The sequence below is a fragment of the Saccharicrinis sp. GN24d3 genome, from assembly GCF_052400645.1.
Taxonomy (GTDB): domain Bacteria; phylum Bacteroidota; class Bacteroidia; order Bacteroidales; family Marinilabiliaceae; genus Saccharicrinis.
This window is the reverse complement of record NZ_JBQTGI010000013.1, coordinates 32,615-50,331: the sequence shown is the minus strand read 5'-3', so window position 1 is coordinate 50,331 and position 17,717 is coordinate 32,615. Positions and strand designations below refer to the sequence as shown.

The 17,717-nt window shown below is 37.3% G+C and carries 14 protein-coding genes; 9 read left to right on the top strand and 5 right to left on the bottom strand.

From position 1 onward, the window contains the following. The first annotated feature begins 142 nt into the window (after positions 1 to 142). From ACT29I_RS16005 to ACT29I_RS15995, 3 genes are read left to right on the top strand one after another with little or no spacing between them, the layout of a single operon-like run. Positions 143 to 1,066, top strand: a complete 924-nt coding sequence (locus ACT29I_RS16005; RefSeq protein ID WP_430932787.1) for an alpha/beta hydrolase — start codon at positions 143 to 145, stop codon at positions 1,064 to 1,066. Between the two features lies 1 nt (position 1,067). Next, positions 1,068 to 1,673 (top strand): methyltransferase family protein, encoded by a 606-nt coding sequence (locus tag ACT29I_RS16000; RefSeq protein ID WP_430932788.1) that lies wholly within the window; start codon positions 1,068 to 1,070, stop codon positions 1,671 to 1,673. Between the two features lie 21 nt (positions 1,674 to 1,694). Then, on the top strand, positions 1,695 to 2,405 hold the full coding sequence (locus tag ACT29I_RS15995) for a methyltransferase domain-containing protein (RefSeq protein ID WP_430932789.1): 711 nt from the start codon (positions 1,695 to 1,697) through the stop codon (positions 2,403 to 2,405). A 21-nt stretch (positions 2,406 to 2,426) separates the two neighbouring features. On the opposite strand, the gene ACT29I_RS15990 is transcribed toward ACT29I_RS15995, so the two are convergent. Further along, positions 2,427 to 3,554, bottom strand: coding sequence for a GNAT family N-acetyltransferase (locus ACT29I_RS15990; protein ID WP_430932790.1), 1,128 nt, complete (start codon positions 3,552 to 3,554; stop codon positions 2,427 to 2,429). 287 nt (positions 3,555 to 3,841) lie between these two features. On the opposite strand from ACT29I_RS15990, the gene ACT29I_RS15985 reads away from it, so the two are divergent. The 6 genes from ACT29I_RS15985 (at position 3,842) to ACT29I_RS15960 (ending at position 12,314) form a co-directional block, all read left to right on the top strand. Beyond that, the gene (locus tag ACT29I_RS15985; RefSeq protein WP_444793922.1) at positions 3,842 to 4,849 is read left to right on the top strand and encodes a hypothetical protein; all 1,008 of its coding nucleotides are present in this window, start codon (positions 3,842 to 3,844) and stop codon (positions 4,847 to 4,849) included. 11 nt (positions 4,850 to 4,860) lie between these two features. Then, complete coding sequence (locus tag ACT29I_RS15980; RefSeq protein WP_444793921.1) at positions 4,861 to 6,294, top strand: B12-binding domain-containing radical SAM protein; 1,434 nt, start codon at positions 4,861 to 4,863, stop codon at positions 6,292 to 6,294. Then, positions 6,233 to 7,558 (top strand): B12-binding domain-containing radical SAM protein, encoded by a 1,326-nt coding sequence (locus ACT29I_RS15975; RefSeq protein WP_430932793.1) that lies wholly within the window; start codon positions 6,233 to 6,235, stop codon positions 7,556 to 7,558. Before ACT29I_RS15980 ends, ACT29I_RS15975 begins: the two co-directional genes overlap by 62 nt. Positions 7,559 to 7,693: 135 nt before the next feature. Continuing rightward, the gene (locus ACT29I_RS15970; protein ID WP_430932794.1) at positions 7,694 to 10,513 is read left to right on the top strand and encodes an aminotransferase class III-fold pyridoxal phosphate-dependent enzyme; all 2,820 of its coding nucleotides are present in this window, start codon (positions 7,694 to 7,696) and stop codon (positions 10,511 to 10,513) included. A 28-nt stretch (positions 10,514 to 10,541) separates the two neighbouring features. After that, a complete protein-coding gene (locus tag ACT29I_RS15965; RefSeq protein ID WP_430932795.1) occupies positions 10,542 to 11,717 on the top strand; it encodes a radical SAM protein in 1,176 nt (391 codons plus the stop codon). Between the two features lie 309 nt (positions 11,718 to 12,026). Continuing rightward, positions 12,027 to 12,314 carry a hypothetical protein gene (locus ACT29I_RS15960; RefSeq protein WP_430932796.1) on the top strand — a complete coding sequence of 96 codons (288 nt, stop codon included), beginning with the start codon at positions 12,027 to 12,029 and terminating at the stop codon, positions 12,312 to 12,314. A 258-nt stretch (positions 12,315 to 12,572) separates the two neighbouring features. Here the strand turns inward: ACT29I_RS15960 and hemH are convergent, their stop codons facing one another. From hemH to ACT29I_RS15940, 4 genes are all read right to left on the bottom strand, one after another. After that, positions 12,573 to 13,577: a ferrochelatase gene (hemH, locus tag ACT29I_RS15955; protein WP_430932797.1), complete on the bottom strand. Its 1,005-nt coding sequence runs from the start codon at positions 13,575 to 13,577 to the stop codon at positions 12,573 to 12,575. A 48-nt stretch (positions 13,578 to 13,625) separates the two neighbouring features. Continuing rightward, positions 13,626 to 14,990, bottom strand: a complete 1,365-nt coding sequence (gene hemG / locus ACT29I_RS15950; protein ID WP_430932798.1) for a protoporphyrinogen oxidase — start codon at positions 14,988 to 14,990, stop codon at positions 13,626 to 13,628. A 2-nt stretch (positions 14,991 to 14,992) separates the two neighbouring features. Continuing rightward, entirely contained in the window at positions 14,993 to 16,372 is a 1,380-nt protein-coding gene (gene hemN / locus ACT29I_RS15945; RefSeq protein ID WP_444793920.1) for an oxygen-independent coproporphyrinogen III oxidase, read from the bottom strand. Positions 16,373 to 16,615: 243 nt separating this feature from the next. Beyond that, positions 16,616 to 17,476 carry a TIGR01777 family oxidoreductase gene (locus tag ACT29I_RS15940; RefSeq protein WP_444793919.1) on the bottom strand — a complete coding sequence of 287 codons (861 nt, stop codon included), beginning with the start codon at positions 17,474 to 17,476 and terminating at the stop codon, positions 16,616 to 16,618. Positions 17,477 to 17,717: the final 241 nt, after the last annotated feature.

The following is a 17,717-nucleotide window of genomic DNA, read 5'->3' as shown; positions in this document are numbered from 1 at the left end:
CATGGCGGAGCAGTGCCTTTTGCTCCCTATAGATGCATCATTTCAAGCACTTTGTGAGTGATGCAAAAACAAAGTATCCTTCAGACACCATAATCTGACTCAAGAATTAGCTTAAAACATTACCTTCCAAAAACATACGATCATGAATTCACCAGAAAACAAGGTTAATAACGAATGGTTTGATTACTACCAAAAATTCGATTATTTCTCTCATGACAAAATCAGAGAAGGATGCTACCCCACGATGATGGAACACGAAGGTGCAGATAAAGCCATTGTGTTGGTTCACGGACTTACCGACTCCCCCTACTTTATGGGTGCGATTGCCTATCATTTTCATCATAACCTTGGATATAATGTTTACCTGCCCCTACTCCATTTTCATGGTCTTAAAGAACCGAAGGGAATGGAAGGTGTAGATTTAAGAGAGTGGAAAGCGAACGTGCGATTCGCCATTAAATCCGCTGCATCAAAAGTTAACCAAGTTTCAATTGGAGGTTTGTCTACAGGAGGAACTTTAAGCTTTTATATGGCTTGTATCAGTCCTAAAATCAATGGCGATCTTTACTTGTTCTCTGCTGCGCTTGATTTGGCAGGGGGGCCTTTGGGCGTTTTTGGGGAAATCATTGAAAGACTTCTTCGTACAGGCGTTACGGAATGGCTTGATAGGATTGATGGAAAGAAACCTCTTATTGGAGAAAATCCTTATCGCTATGCCAGAATTGATAAAGATGGTGCCCGTGAACTGGTTCGGCTGATTAAGGAAACAGATGATTTACTCGATGAATATGATGACAAAGATCCATTTCCCAAACGTGTTTTTGCTGCGCACTCAGAATTTGATCATACGGCAGATATTCAAGGAATTCTCAACCTGAAAAAAGTTACACCTCCAGACCGGTTTACATTCTTTAAAATCCCTAAGAAATTAAAAGTTCCACATGCGAGCCTGGTGCTTAAAGAAAACATTGAGACAGACATAAGTACCAAAAACAAAAAGGTGTTCGAAGAAGCAAACCCTTCTTTTAATGATATGATGGAAGCAATCACCTTCTTTCAGAAATAGTATGGAACTGTTTTTCAGAATTTTCCTCCCCTCGTACATTATTGTTTACATATTGGTGTTGTACATAGAAAATATTTCTTCTTTCAAAAAGAAATATGGTATTGATCCCGAAGTGGTCACCCCAAAAGATAAATTGATGTATATTTTTCAGGTCTACCGCCAAATCATCTTTGTCTTTATATTAATGGCCATTTTGATGTACTCGGCATTCCCAAATAGTTACCATATCCTTGTTCCAATACCTTATCTGGAAATCGGAATTGTCCGTATCTCAGGTGCCACGATTATGGTCGGATCCCTTGTTTTGGTGAGAGTTTCGCAACTTCAATTAAAAAGTTCCTGGAGAATAGGTATTGACCGGTCCGGAAAAAGAACCGACCTAATAACTACGGGAATTTATCGAAGATCAAGAAACCCTATTGCTTTGGGAATGGTTTTAAATGCGTTAGGCCTGTTTATGACATTACCCAACGTAATAACATTTTGTATACTTAATCTGGTGTTCATGATCTTTACGGTTAGAATTAGAATTGAGGAAGAACATTTAGCATGGATGCATGGTGATGAATACGAAGATTATAAAAATAAAACTCGAAGGTGGCTTTAGGATTCTTGAGCTGAAAAATATATGGATAATATTACATTAGAAAAAATGATCTTATCCAGGGTTGGAAACTGGACCTTTGATAAGCATGTGTCAAAAATATTCGACGATCATGTCAGGAAATCGATTCCCTGTTATGATGACGTACAACGACTTATTGCCTTGATTTCACGACAAATCCTACCGGATCATGCCTTTGTTTATGACCTGGGTACCGCAACCGGAGAAGTTATCTTTAACATTGAGGCCATTAACCACTCTAAGGAATTGTCTTTTGTTGGAATTGATCAATCCGACCATATGCTCAATATGGCCAAAAAAAAATGCCAGGTTATTAACAATGTAACATTCCGAAATGAGAAAATTGAAACGTTTGATTATCTGCCATCCAATTTAATAGTATCCGCTTTTACCTTGCAATTTGTCGAAATACCCAAGAGAAGGGACGTATTGAATAAAATTAAAGATTCAATCATGCCTAATGGTTATTTTATTTTATGCGAGAAAATGTCCTTTCCGAATGACGAATCAAATAGTTTTTTCCGACAGGTACACGAAAACTGGAAATTAAGACATTTCTCACCCGACGAAATAAATTCAAAGAAGAACAGCCTAAAAAATGTAATGCAATTATTATCTATGTCTGAATATTCCGACATGCTGAGAGAAGTTGGTTTTAGACAAATAGATGTATTTTTTCAATGGTGCAATTTTGTTTGTATCCTGGCACAGTAATAATTATTCCTCTTTTAATAATTAAACCTTTAAGTGCTTAATGTAACACCTTCTTCTTTTATGCTGTCTCTTATCGAAATATTTCCATTGGCCCTGAACAAGCTTATTTGATTCAAGCTCAGGATTGGATTCAACTTTTAATATTCCTTTTGAATTAAATACTTGAACCATGTTATGAATCAATATCGCATTGACCCCTTTTCTCTGGTACTCCGGTTTTACGGCAATTAAACACAACTCTGCCCGATCATTCTTCTTGAGGGCCTTAAAAAGATACATAAAACCCAAAGGATACAACTTGCCTTTTGCCTTTTGTAATGCCTTACCTATAAACGGGATCGCAAATCCAAAAGCAATAACACGGTTGTTCCTATCCATGACAACGGGAAGAAATTCAGGAATTATAATGTCATAATATTGCTCAATATATTTTTGTATCTGCTTTTTGGTTAATGGCACTACACCGTATAAATGTTGGTGCGAATCTTCAATTAATTGAAATAAATCGCTGGCATAAGGCAATAGTTCTTTTTTGTTGTTTACTGCCAACAGCTTAAGTCCATAACGTTGCATGGCCATATTTGCGATCCGTTCTATTTTTTCGTTTGTAACATCAGGAATTTCTATTTCATATTCAACCCAATCGGTATCTTTTGTGTATCCGGCTTTTTCGAAATGATTTGTGTAATAAGGATAATTATAAGTGGCAGCTTGTGTACTAATCTCGTCAAATCCTTCAACGAGCATTCCTACCGGATCATGGTCGGTAAAGCCCAATGGACCATGCACAGCTTCCAGCCCTTCTTGTAATGCCCATTGTTCTACCTTTTCCATTAAAGCTAAAAACACAGCTTTATCATCAATAAAATCAATCCAACCAAACCGTAAGTACCGCTGGTTCCATTTTTTGATATGAGCATGATTTATAATGGCTGCTACGCGTCCCACAACTTGATCCCTATCATAGGCTAACCAATATTTAGCCTCGCAATGCTCAAATGCGGGATTCTTGTCACGGTTAAGAATACTATATTCATTCACAAATAAAGGAGGCACCCGATAAGGATTATTCCTATAAAGCCATTCTGGAAACTGAACAAAACTCTTTAGATCCTTTAGGTTGATCACCTCTTTTATTTTTATATGCATAGTTTGTATTAATTACGCTAAGCTGTTAAAATACAACACTTACCTTCTATAAATATATGAAACCGGTGCTATTGGTGCAAATAATAATTTAGCAATGGATAATAATCTGGGCGCTTTTCAAACTTTGATCATTCTCATTTTTGAAAAACATGTCCAACAAGGCATTATAAAATAACCTGTACCATTAAAACTATTGCCAAAACCCGATATGCTCATTAAATTATAAAGAATCAGCAATTAATTTTCCAACAAGAATAATAGTAAGAATCAGTTAACTTAATCGCTTTATGGAACGAAGTATAAGAAGGGCAACTTCAGTAAATAAGCTCAATAAATATTGGGATGATTTAACATCTTGCTATTTTCAAAAAAAAGATTTCCTTCTTCATTTACAAAAATACAATCCCTGTAACCAGCGTTATTATGAGCTTTACATCGACGAATGTCTTAAAGCCGGGGCCGTGGTATATTCCATCAAGATGGACTTGCTCACTTTTTCCAAATTCACCAACCAAACTACAGTTCACATTATTGGCCTGCCTGTATCCGTTTCGGCAAGTGGGTTGATAGGAGAAACATGCGAGTTTACATATCTTTCGGAATATATCCTGAAAAAGGAAAAAGGATTCATACTTGCTCTCAATCTCATTAACGGATTCACCCAGGATAGTGCAATAAATATGAGGACATTACCTTCTGTTGTTTTCAAGAAAAATATCAATAACTGGGAAGAATATCAGGGACTAATCAGATCGAAATACAGAAGACGCCTAAACAATATCCTTCAAAAATTCTCAGGGGTAGAGTGCTTTGTTAATTTATGCTCCGATTATACCGAAGAGCATCATGAATTGTACCTGCAAATCCTGGAACGTACAAAAACAAAGCTAGAAACATTGACTTTTGATTTTTTCAGGAATTTACCGGATAATTTTCAGCTTACCAGTCATTATGCTGCAGGATGTTTACTCTGCTGGAACATAATCTGCTTCGATAACAACAGAGGATTTTTCTTTTTTGGAGGATTGAATTATGAACTAAGAAATAAATACCAGGCATACCATAACAATCTCATAAGCATATTAAAGTCATGTTTCACCAATAAATGTGAGCTTATCGATTTGGGTCAGACCGCAGAGATCCCCAAAATGAGATTAGGTGGAGAAATAGATGAGAGACATATGTTTTTGTACCATAACAAAAAAGTAATTATGGGTTTGCTAAGGATATTCCAAAAACAGATATCCTACAATCACATTTCTAAAAAAACAAAAGTATTTAGTAACAATAACTAAACTTGAATATTATGGAAAGGTCTTTAAATGTATTATTTGTACGACCAAAGCCATCGCCCGAAACAATCGGCCTGCAACACATTATGGTTGTTGAACCGTTGGAACTTGAAATTCTGGCTACTTTAATCAAGGCTGACAATCAAGTGACCGTTATAGATATGATTCATGAGAAAAAACCGATTTCTTATTTTATCCACAAATATGATCCGGATGTATTTTGTATTACCGGCTATATTACACATACAGCCATTATGGCAGCGTATTGCCGTATTGCTAAAGAGATAAATCCCAAAACCGTTACGGTAACCGGAGGTATTCACATTGAGAAATTTCCGGAAGATATTGATCATGAATATGTTGATTTTAGAGTGGTCCGTAATGCCACCATTACATTTCCCAAATTAATCGATCATATCAAAGGAAATGCCGACTTGCCGAATGGTGTTTTATCGCAAGGGGAAATTCTGGACGAGGCTTTACTGCCAGAATATGATTTCTATACGATAATACCCGACAGAACACTTACCTCAAAATATCGCAAAAAGTATTTTTATGTGTTCCACAATAAGGTAGCTCTGCTTAAAACATCTTTTGGTTGCCCCTATAAATGCAATTTCTGTTATTGCCGTATAATTACGGGAGGAAAATACTTTGCACGGCCAATCGATATTGTAATAAAAGAGTTAAAAACAATAAAAGAAAAAGAAATATATATCATTGATGATGATTTTTTATTGGAAAAAGGCAGGCTTAAAGAGTTTATTCGATTGGTTAAATCAAACGGGATAAACAAAAACTATCTTGTTTTTGGAAGAGCGGATTTTATTGCAAATAATCCAAACATTATCCATGAGTTTAAGTCAATTGGGCTTAGAACAGTTCTTGTTGGTCTCGAATCCTTTAATAATGATGAATTATCCGGTTATAAAAAACAAACCAGCGAAAGCACCAACAAACTGGCTCTTAAGGTACTAAGTGAAAGCAATGTAGATTGTTACGCAGCGGTTATTTTATCTCCCACATGGAGTCAGGAAGATTTCAACCGTGCTGCTGATATTATGGTTGAACTTGGATTGAAATTTATCAACCTACAACCTCTCACCCCATTAAAGGGGACCGGACTTTACATAGACGAAGATACATTGATTATTGACCGAAGTGATTTCTCCAAATGGGATTTGGCACATATCATGGTAAAACCACATCACATGACCGTGAGCGAATATTATAATAACATCATCAAATTATATCAACGTGTTATCTTCAAACCCAAACATTTATGGGGATACATTAAGTATTCACCTCTTATGCAATATAAAATCATCAAGGGGCTAATAAAAATTCGCAAGCAATATAGGAAAAAGATTATGGAGGGTTCACATTATGCCAAAAATACTATTTATTCAACCGACTCAGTACAGCGCCAAGAACAAAAAACCTTGTAAACAAAAAAGGGTTTACCTGCCAGGCCTTGCTTTTCCTTTGTTAGCCTCTATTACTCCTAAACATTGGGATGTAGAGGTTATTATTGATATTGTTGAAGATGTTAACCTGGATACGGATGCAGATATTGTGGGAATCGGCGCCATGGGCCACGCTATCTTCAGGGCTATAGATTTGGCCAAGGCATTTAAAGCCAAAGGTAAAACAGTGGTTATGGGCGGTTATATGCCATCCATGGTGCCCTGGTTTGTCAAAGATTATTGCGACAGCGTTGTCATTGGTGATGCAGAAATTGCGTACCCGAAGCTACTGAAGGATTATGAATTAAATGGTACAATAGATGAAGTTTACGATTACCCCATCAAAGAATTAAAGAACCTTCCTCTTCCCGACTATGATATATTAATAAACAAAAAAATTGGCTATATGCTACCTGTACAGGCAGGAAGAGGTTGCCCTAACTTATGTAGCTATTGTTCAATCGCTTGCCTGTACAAAGGTAAATATATTACCAGACCTATCGACGAGGTGATGAATGATATTTATCGAGTAAAGGAATTGGGTTTTAAAAGGTTTTATTTGATAGATGACAATATAGCCGGGAACCCAACTTATTTGGAAAAACTGTGCCAAAAGATTAAACCGCTTCGCATGACATGGGCCAGTCAATGCTCCATACAATTGGCAAAAAAACCGGAATTATTAAAGCTCGTTGCAGAATCTGGGTGTAGGATACTTAGCCTGGGCATAGAAAGTCTTAGCCAGGAAGGATTGGATAAACTCAACAAAAAATGGGTGATAACCCATGAGCACGAAGAATTATTGGGAAGAATAGCTGATGCCGGCATACTCCCTGCAACAGAAATGATCATAGGAACGGACGGCGATACAGTCCAATCAATAAAAGCCACTTTTGAATTTATCATGAAAACTAAAATCCCGGTCCCGAAATTTTATATCATGACACCCATGCCCGGTTCCGATTTGTATGCTGAATATAAGGAACAGGGAAGGTTAATTCACGAAAATTATTCGAGATATACAGCAACAAATTGTGTTCATGTTCCCGAAAAAATCACTCCCGAAAAATTGGAGAACCGCTATTGGTGGCTTTACAACAAAGTATATACCATCCCTAACATTTTAAAAAGGACAATTTTTCATAAGCGATTTTTTAACCGACCATTCATGTACTTGTTTGCTTTCGTTGTCAATTTACACTATCGCAGATATATTAAAAATGGCGATGCTCCAAATATCTTTTAACCGGCGTGTGCGGATCAAATTATATTACCCAAAGGTTACCCGTATAGGTTAGAAAGACGAATTGAAAATAGAGCTGGTTATCAATGCCTGGCTGTTTAATCAATATAATTAATAAACATTCTCATTTATAGTTTTATGAAAGAATATATCCATTCCTTATATAAAGCATATGCAAGACCACTGCCTGTCAGACTAATGGAAGCGCTAAAGTTGGATAAAGAATATATTAAAGCGGAGCAGAACTATCTTTATTATACAGAAGGGGAAGCTGAAATTAAAGTACTGGATTTTATCAACGGCTATGGTTGTGCCTTACTAGGGCACAACCATCCCGATTTACTCAAATACCTTCACCAGTTGCAGGAAAGGAAAATCCCTGTTCACACTCAACTGTCCATAAAAAAAGGAACCGCTTTACTGGCTAAGAAAATAAATGACCTGATTGCACACAAAAGCAACAAAGAATATATAACAACACTGGCCAACTCCGGTTCAGAGGCTGTTGAAGCTGCGATTAAACATGCTTATTTAAACTACAACAACAAATTATCCGGCATAATTAAAAAGGTTGAATCAACTCTGTTGAATATTAAAGTGCACGGCCAGAATCGCCCTTTCAAGATTACCTTTAATCATCTATCCTACTCAACATTTGAGGATTTCAAAAACGCAATAATCAAACATAACGAAAAATGTATCAAGAATAGCCCACCTTTGATCCTGGCTTCTAGGAATTCCTATCATGGCAAAACACTGGCTGCACTTTCCGTTACCTATCGCGAGCAATACAGACGCCCTTTTTTATCCGACAATCAAACCAATAACCTTTTCTTTGATTGGGACGAAAAAGACGTTAAAAAACTTGTTGATGAAAACCAATTTAAACTGGTTGTTCCGGTATTGAAAAAAGATGGATATATAACGATTAAAGAATTTGAAATAAACAGAATTGCAGGATTAATAATTGAACCTATCTTAGGCGAAGGCGGTGTTTTACCTGTACCCCATCCATTTCTTAAGTTTTTGCGAGAAATAACAGCAGTCAATCATATCCCTCTAATATTCGACGAAGTACAATCTGGATGCTTTAGAACCGGAACTTTTCTATCATCCTTTAAGGCGGACGTATATGCCGACTACTATATTTTAGGTAAAGCCTTGGGAGGCGCAATGGTTAAAATAAGTGCTTTGGTAGTGGAACGTGAGCAATATATCTCAGAATTTGGCCTGAACCATACTTCAACTTTTGCAGAGGACGAATTGTCATCGCTTTTAGCCATTAAAAGCCTAGAAATAGCAGGTCACAAAAAGGAAGACATCATTACCAAAGGGAATATCATTAAAGAAAAACTGTTTGACCTAAAAAAGGAGTATCCTGAAATTATAACCGACATTAGAGGTGAAGGGTTAATGATAGGTATTGAATTCAAAGACTTTAGTTTCAGTCAGAGTTATGGTTTCCAACTGCTGTCTCGAAGTGGTTATTTGGGCTATGTGATTTCGGCCTGGCTGTTGAATCGAAAAAACATACGTGTTTCTGTCCCACTCTCTAACACTACCACAATACGGATCCATCCAAGTTTTTCGGTTACCGGTGCGGAAATTGAACACTTCATTAATTCCTTACAAGAGTTATGTGGTTTCCTTTATTATGAAGACTTGTATAAATTGATAGATTTTATGCTTGCTCCCAAATGGCAAAGTTTAAGGGGGATACAGGATTACAGACATGGAAAGATTGTTTTTGAAGATAGTGATATGGCAATGAACAAGGTTGGCTTTTTAGTCCATTATATTGATTTAAACACCGTGAAAGCTGCTGATCCATCATTAAAATTATTGGATGATGATACCCTAATGAAGTTGTTACATAATCTTTTGCCCATGGCCTGTCCGCTAATATTGGGCCGAAAAAATATAAGAAATGATCATGGAGATGTTGTTTCCATAACATTTTCCGGCTTATCATTTACCTCGCAAATGGTCAAAGATGCCTTTGCTGAACCAGGCGAGTCGCTAAGTTGTTACAGGAGGCTTTGCAATAACGCCATTCAAATTTTGAATGGCGAATTTGACATTTCAATAATTGGCTTAGGGCAGTTTACCTCAATATTATTAAAAAATGGAAAACTTGTACTGAATTCGAATGTAAATATAACTACAGGCAATAGCTACACGGTTTACACCGCTGTTCAAAATATTATAAAACACATCGAAAATTTGAACCTGACCAATATAAAGATGGCAGTTATTGGTGCTGGTGGTAACATAGCTTCTTCCATTTCCGGATTTCTGACGAATCGTTGTAGTGAGATACTTTTGATGGGTAATCATGGTAAATTAGGCAATAAGGCAAAAGAACATGGAAATAATTTGTTGTGGCACATAATGAAACACCTTTTCAGCGGACACCAGTACAACTCCAAATTGGAAGAAAAAATTTTCAACAGCCAACTTTATCAAAAAATTATCGCAAATTCTAATATGCCAGAAAGCAATAAATTATGGAACCTATTGCAAGATGAACTGGAAGACGAGAATCCCGTAAAAATTATAGACAATCTGGATCATTGTAACCAATGCGACTTAATAATTGTTGCCACCAACGAGGCCAAACCATTCCTTGAGTCGAAACATTTCAAAAAAGGCGCTGTAATTTGCGATATTTCTGTGCCACTAAATTGCACTCAGGAACTGCTGAACGATGACGATATAACTGTAATCAAAGGTGGTATTGTCACTTTGCCATCTATGGATAAAATGCCATTGAAAGGATTTCCTTTAAGGCAGGGAGAGGCATACGCTTGTATCAGCGAAACATTAATAATGGGGTTTAATAACAGCAATGAAACCTATTCTTTTGGACCGATACAACCTCAAAACGTTCTTCAGATTGGAAAAATAGGGAATAAGTATGGCTTCGGGAATGTGATGGGTAAAATGACTATACCTTAAAATATATTCAATTACTAAAACAAGCGCTATGTATGCTCCATCTATTACAGAACTTTACCGCCTTCCATATTCTAAAAACGATAATCCAAACGGTTGGATAGAAATTACCACCATGTGCAACTTAAAGTGTCCCGGTTGCTATCGTGGTTGCAACCGACCGGAAAATATTGGCAAACACGAACCTTTGGATAAAATCAAAGAGGAGATCTTACAATTGGAAAAAATCAGGAATTGCAAGATTATTTCTATTAGCGGTGGCGAACCACTAATGCACCCTAAATTATCCGAAATAATTGATTTTATCACCCAACAAGGAATGCAAGCTTTCGTGCATACCAATGGATTACTCCTTACGGTAGATCTTATTAAAAAACTGAAACTATCTGGTATGGTGGGTTTAATCATTCGGTTAGATTCTTTGATGGAGGAGAAAAAAAACCATACAGAAATCGAGCTCAACACCAAACGACAAAAATGGGCAGAAATGGTATCCTCTGTAAAAAATATCAACCTCGGCTTTATCTCTGTTGTTAACCATAAAAATTTGAATGAAATAACAGAGGTCATTCGTTGGGCTCAACAAAATGCCGAAGTAGTAGATTTTCTTACTCTTATTCCCATCCGGCAGGTTGTTTTTGATAAATCTGAAGTGCTTGAAACAAGTAATTGGGTCACTTTAGAAGAGATGTGCCAGGTCATCCATCAAGAATTCCCAAATCTGAAATATGCCTCTTACCTGGGCAGCCAACTTGAAAATTCAAGTATAAAATGGCTACAGGCTGGTTGGATGATTAAAGGAGGTGTTTTTGTGGATTATATCGACAAAAAATTCATTGAAGCCATACTCATGATATATCATTATAAATATGGTAAGTATTCGTATGTATTTAAAAATGGGAGAAACCAGATCACTTTTACGGAGTTGTTATTCCTAAGCTTATTAGTAAAAACCTTACGAACCAGCATCTTAAAACTCATTCTAAAGGTACTCTGCAAACCCTCATTGTTGTTTAAAAAAAACATAATACAAATATTAAGTTTTACTATACCTCCCGGATTTGTTGACGGTGAACGTGATTTGTGTGATGCCTGCCCCGATGCCATGTTGTACAACGGGAAACTAGTGCCATCTTGTGGCCTCGAGGAAATTAAAACATATGGAAAACCACTTTCATCTAATCTTTTTGATAAGTCGCCTCTATAAATTTTAACTACTGCAAAACAATTTCATTATTCCTCTTATTTAATTCACACTTCAAAAATGGCAATTCGTCATCTTAATGTAATCTTACCAATAATTAGAGTTTAATTTTACATTCAATATGATGATCATCTTACATACTCTGTCATCATATATCACAACCTAAAATTATTTGTATGGAAGAAATTTACATTACTATTGGCAGATTTATACTGGATATATTAATTATTGGCGTTGTGACTTATTACGGCGTTAAAGAAATAAGAAAAACGAGTAGTTAAACTTTGGAGGGTATAAAAAGAATGGGCAATTATGATAGGTGCGAGTAGTTTAGATCGCACTTCGTGGCAAAAAGAGTTTCGGGACGCAGGAGAAGAGACTGCACAGATTAAGAAAAATGATAATATTAATATCCCTGAAAATATTTTCACCATACCCAGAGCCGACTTTTTGCGCATTGAAAAAATGATCCATATTGGCTGCGATTTCAGTGACATCCTTCAATTCAATGTAACAGCGTACTTTCAGGCCATCAACAAAAAAAAGGTAAACATCAAATGTATGCCATTACCTTCAACGGAGTTCGGACTATGCAGATAAATCGCATTCAGGAATGCTAACAGGTATAAAAATAGAACTGGCGGAAAAAAACAAAAGTTACCTTAAGGAACGTACGTAGTTACTCTTTACATGAAAACGTCAACTACTGCGTTACCTTTGTCAGAAAATACTCATCCGGCAGCTGCCTGATTCTGTTTTATATGGCTTAACAAGCCTCCGCTTTGGCAGAGCAGGCTTTGTCTTTGACGCCTTCTTATCAAAGACTTCGAAATAAAGGAGCTTTCTTACAGGCATTTTTTAGTACGATCTAACAATTTCTGCTATTCCATTTACCCACACTTCGGAATCGTTAAGGCTTTCGACCAGTTGAAGCTTTTCGCCCCCATTCTCGAGGAATTCTTCGTTGTATTCAAATCCTATTTCCACTTCTGTTTCCAGACAATCAGTCACAAACGCTGGCGATACAACCAAAACTCTCTTCTTTCCCCTGTTTAAAAGATCCCTTAATACATCATCGGTAAAGGGCATTAACCAATTTTTGCTTAATCGGCTTTGGAAAGAAACGGTGTATTTTTCTTTTTCCAGCCCTAGTTCCTTTGCCATAAGCCTTGTCGTTTGATAACAAGTAGCCTTATAACAATTCCTTCCATGATCTGGCATAGCAACATGGCAAGAACATTCAGGACTTTTAATTGGGGGATGTAATTTATTCACTTGTCTATCGGGTAAGCCATGGTACGAAAACACTACATGGTCATAACTGTCAATATCGTGCTTTTTGATGTTATGAACAAATGCACCGATAAATGCCGGATGATCATAAAACTGGTCTACATATTTGATGGTGGGCAGTTTTTTCCAGTTTTTAACTTCCCTATTAACTTTGTTGATGGTAGACAAGGTTGTGGATGTTGCATATTGCGGATAGTGTGGCAAAACAATCAGTTCTTCATAATTGTTTTTCTGAATTTCTTTCAACACATACTTAAGAGATGGGTTTCCGTAGCGCATGGCCGAATAAACATCATATTCGCCCTTCAGCTTGTCGTTGAGTTTTTTAACCAATCGGGATTGATAAAACATTAATGGGGAACCGTCCTTAGTCCATAACCGCTGATATAACTTGGTAGAATTATTTAACCGAAAAGGAATGATAATCAGATTAACCAGTATTTTTTGCAAAAGCCACGGAATGTCTATCACCAACCTATCGTTTAAAAACTCAAACAAGAATCTGCGCACAGCCTTCTTTTCTGGCTTATCCGGTGTACCGATATTGATGATTAATAATGCTTTCTTCATGTATACAATTGACTTTTAGGCAAAAAAAAACAGATAAATAATTGATTACTAAAGTATCCTCGATAATTCCAAGGCTTGCTGCACCCTATCGGCCATTCCTATGCCATCCCTTATATTTCCCGCTAAATGCAATCCCTCAACTTCCATTTCTATCCGGTCAATGGCTTCATACCGTTCTTTGGTTGAAATATCGTATTGGGGAATGGCATTCTGATAGCGGAACACTTTGAATAGATCAGGTTGTTCCGCACAATATAAAGTGGACTCAATTTCTGCCAAAACCATATCCCGAATCTCTTCGTCCGACTTCAATATCATTTCAGGTTTTTTGATGCCACCAACAAAAACAGATAAAACGGCACCTTCTTTGGGGCTTCTTCCTGCAAACAAAGCGCTTGGAAACAGGATACCCAGGATATCCCTTTTTTCAATGCCAGGCACTAACCCTCCAAAGGCATTCAGTTTTTTCCCCGTCCATTGTTTATAACCGACCACCACCTGAACCACTTTGGCATAGGTAATATTAGCGATTGGTTTCAATAGTTCCTTCTGAACAAATGGTAAAATATCCAGCAATCCCTTCCCTCCGAATGTTGTTACTATCTGAGAAGAATTTATAGATACCGCTTCCCCGTTATCCGCTTTAAATTCTGAGGTAAATCCGGCTTCAGTTTTTTTAATCTTAAGCGCTTGGCATCCACAAAAAATTGCTTCGTCCGAAATATTATGCTCCAATGCCGAGATCAGCTTATTCAATCCACCTTTGGCCGAGAACACCTCGCGGCTCACTCGCTTTTGCAACTCAGTTTTGGGTTCTTTTTTCTTTTTGATGGCACCGCGTATAAAACTTCCATAATTCTGTTCCAAATTATAGAGTTTGGGCAGGGCATAACGGGTGATCAGTTTTACAGGATCACCGGCATAGATACCCGAGACAAATGGATCAACCGCATAATCCAGAAAACTTTGCCCTAATCGTCGTTTAACCAATTCTGCCAGCGTTTCATCCGGGTTAGCACCTTTCTTTCGCCAAGGTTCTCCCAATATTCTAAATTTATCTTTTAACTTAAATAGGGGCGTTGAAATAGCCTTTAACAAACCAGAAGGAAGAGGCTCCCATTTGCCACTTTTCAAAATCCATCTTTCATCAGCTTCAGGATTGGGTGTGACCAGCTCGCAACTCCCTTTTAAATCATCAAATAACTGCACAATACCTTCGGTTCCTATCACACCTGTATTGGGGCCTTTTTCGTAGACAAATCCTTCTTCTTCCGCCGTGCTGATCACGCCGCCAACCCTATCATTTTTTTCAAGAAGCATTACTTTCTTACCCGCTTTTTCTAAGTAAAAAGCCAGTGTTAATCCGGTAAGCCCCGCACCAACTATTACAATGTCAACTTTATTATCCGCCATCTTTATAGTGAGTTTGAATATCTCTTATTACTACCTTGCAAAGCTGGATCAAAAGCTGCTACAATATTCCGGATAAACATGGTACCTAACTCCGTGATCTCGATTTGCTCATCTGTAAAGTCGATTAATTCATCCTCCTTAAATTGTTTCAAAACAAGTTCGTCATAACCAATCAGCTTTTTGATGGTTAAGGCATCGCTTGAAAAATCTTTGGCAACGATATGCCAGTCGATAAATTTATTACACATTAACTCATTTATCACGGTTCTGATCATTTTTTGCTCCTTGGTAACCATAACCCCTTTTTCAACCGGTAGTATTTCTTTCTCTATCGATTCGATATATTTTTTTACCTCTTTCGTATTCTGGATATAACCGCCAGAGAGCTGACTAATGGACGAAACACCTACCGCATAAACCTGTCCCGTTGTTCGCCTGGTACAATAACCCTGAAAGTTACGGTGTAATTGGTGTTTTTCAAGTGCCTGGCAAAGTTCATCCTCTGGCAAGGCGTAATGGTCGAGACCGATAGATATATAACCTGCCTTTAAAAGCATGGCATATGCAGCCAAAAACATGTCCAATTTATCATCGGCACTGGGTAATCCTTTTTCGTCCAAAATCTTTTGGTGTTCTTTGAACCACGGCACATGGGCGTATGAGAATGTCACCAACCTGTCCGGCTTGATTTCAATAGCTTGTTGAATAGATTCACAAAAACTTTTTGTTGTTTGACCGGGCAAGCCGTAAATAAAGTCCAGGTTCACGGCAAATTTCTCATTTTCCGACTTCACATATTTAACCAAATCACCCACCGGCAAGGCTGATGGCTTACGGTTGACATCTTGTAAAACACATTCGTCAAAATCCTGTATACCAAAACTAAAACGATTAAAACCAGCTTTGAACAACTCATCTAAATAAGGGTAAGACAGGTGAGCTGGATTACATTCAATCGCAATTTCCGGATTTTCGATTAAATCAAACGCATCAAAAAGGATATCATTAATCTCTTTTAGATAGGATGCTTTAATGGCGTTGGGCGTTCCTCCTCCATAATGAATTTGAGAAATCTTACGTCCTCTATCAATCTTGTTTATAATTAGCGAGATCTCCTTTTTCAGTGCATCCATATAATTTCTGATCTCATCTGCCCTACCCATTTTTATGGCATTGCATCCACAGTAATGGCAAATCTGTGCACAGAAGGGAATGTGGATATAAAAGGCAACATTCTGTGGTTCTTCCTCATTTGATTTTACCAGAAGATGATTAAAATCATCTACCTTAAAATCATTGGTAAAATGATTTGCGGGAGGATAACTGGTATATCTAGGAACAGGAACATTATATTTATCGAGTAATTGCTTATTTACTTTCATTTTGTGTTAAGGACTTATGAACACGGAGTCGCAGGGACACAAAGTTCAATTTAATTTTATTGTACTATTATAATTATGTAGCGTTTGTTTTGTTCACCGAGTCAATAAAATAAGATGAACAGTAAGATTGCAAAAATAGCAAATTATATTCAACAAATTCTTTGGTTTGTTGAATAAGCCAATGCGTGAATCACAATCCAAATGACAACTGGCTAGTGCACCAATGACTATTGACGGAGAACGTTACTTCCTTACCAAGTCATCGAGCATAGCATCCACTGTAGGGAATTGAAATGGGAAATTTAAATCCAACAAACGTTGAGGTTTTACTTTCTGTCCCTTAAGAAGCACACTGGCACCATCCCCAAACACCATCTTCATCATGAACTTGCTGGCTTTAAAAAGGACCGGTCTATTAAGCTTTTCGCCTAGTTTTTTCGAAAAATATTGATTCGACACCATATCCGGGGCCACCAAATTATAGACTCCATTCGATTCCGGATTTTTAAGGATGTACCAGATGGCCGAAAGAAAGTCGTTGATGTGAATGCATGGAAACGATTGCAAGCCATCACCGACTACTGCTCCCAGACCCATTTTAAAAGAAGGCAACATCTTGGCCAACGCTCCTTGTTTGGCATCCAACACCACACCAATGCGCATAACCGCCAGCTTAACATTCATGGAAGTTAATGGTGCTAAAGCAGATTCCCAGTCCTTGCAAACCGAGGCCAAGAAGTCATCTCCCAGCCTGTCCGAAAATTCATCATGTTCATAAACATCATCGTAAATACCCACTGCCGAAGATGAGAGGACAATGGAGGGCTTATTTTTAGCCAACCCAATCGCTTCTACCAGCAGCTTGGTGGTTTCAACCCTGCTGTCGCGAATAGTTTTTTTATAGCTGGATGTCCATTTTTTTAGAATAGGAGCACCAGCTAAATTAATTAACATATTAGCACCTTCAATTTTATCAGCGATTGTTTTGGGGCTTCCTTTAAAGTCTTGACGAGATATATTTACCACTTCAAAACCATTCTCCTTAAAAAAAAGGCCAATTCTAGAACCTAAAAAACCTGTACCTCCGGTTAAGCAAATCTTCATAACTATATTACTGGTTATATTTTGTAACGATGCATAAAATTAGAAAAAGTTTTATCCAAACTAAGTATTGCGATACTTAACTCCTGAATAAGGGTGCCGATCTATTTGAGAAAAGGTTATTATACCTGATGAACTTCAAATTTATCGATGATGTCGAATCCATATCACTTCTTACCTTTTCTTACCAGATTGATTTGTCGATTCACACGAAAGGGAAAACCAACAAAAGACCATTTTGTGA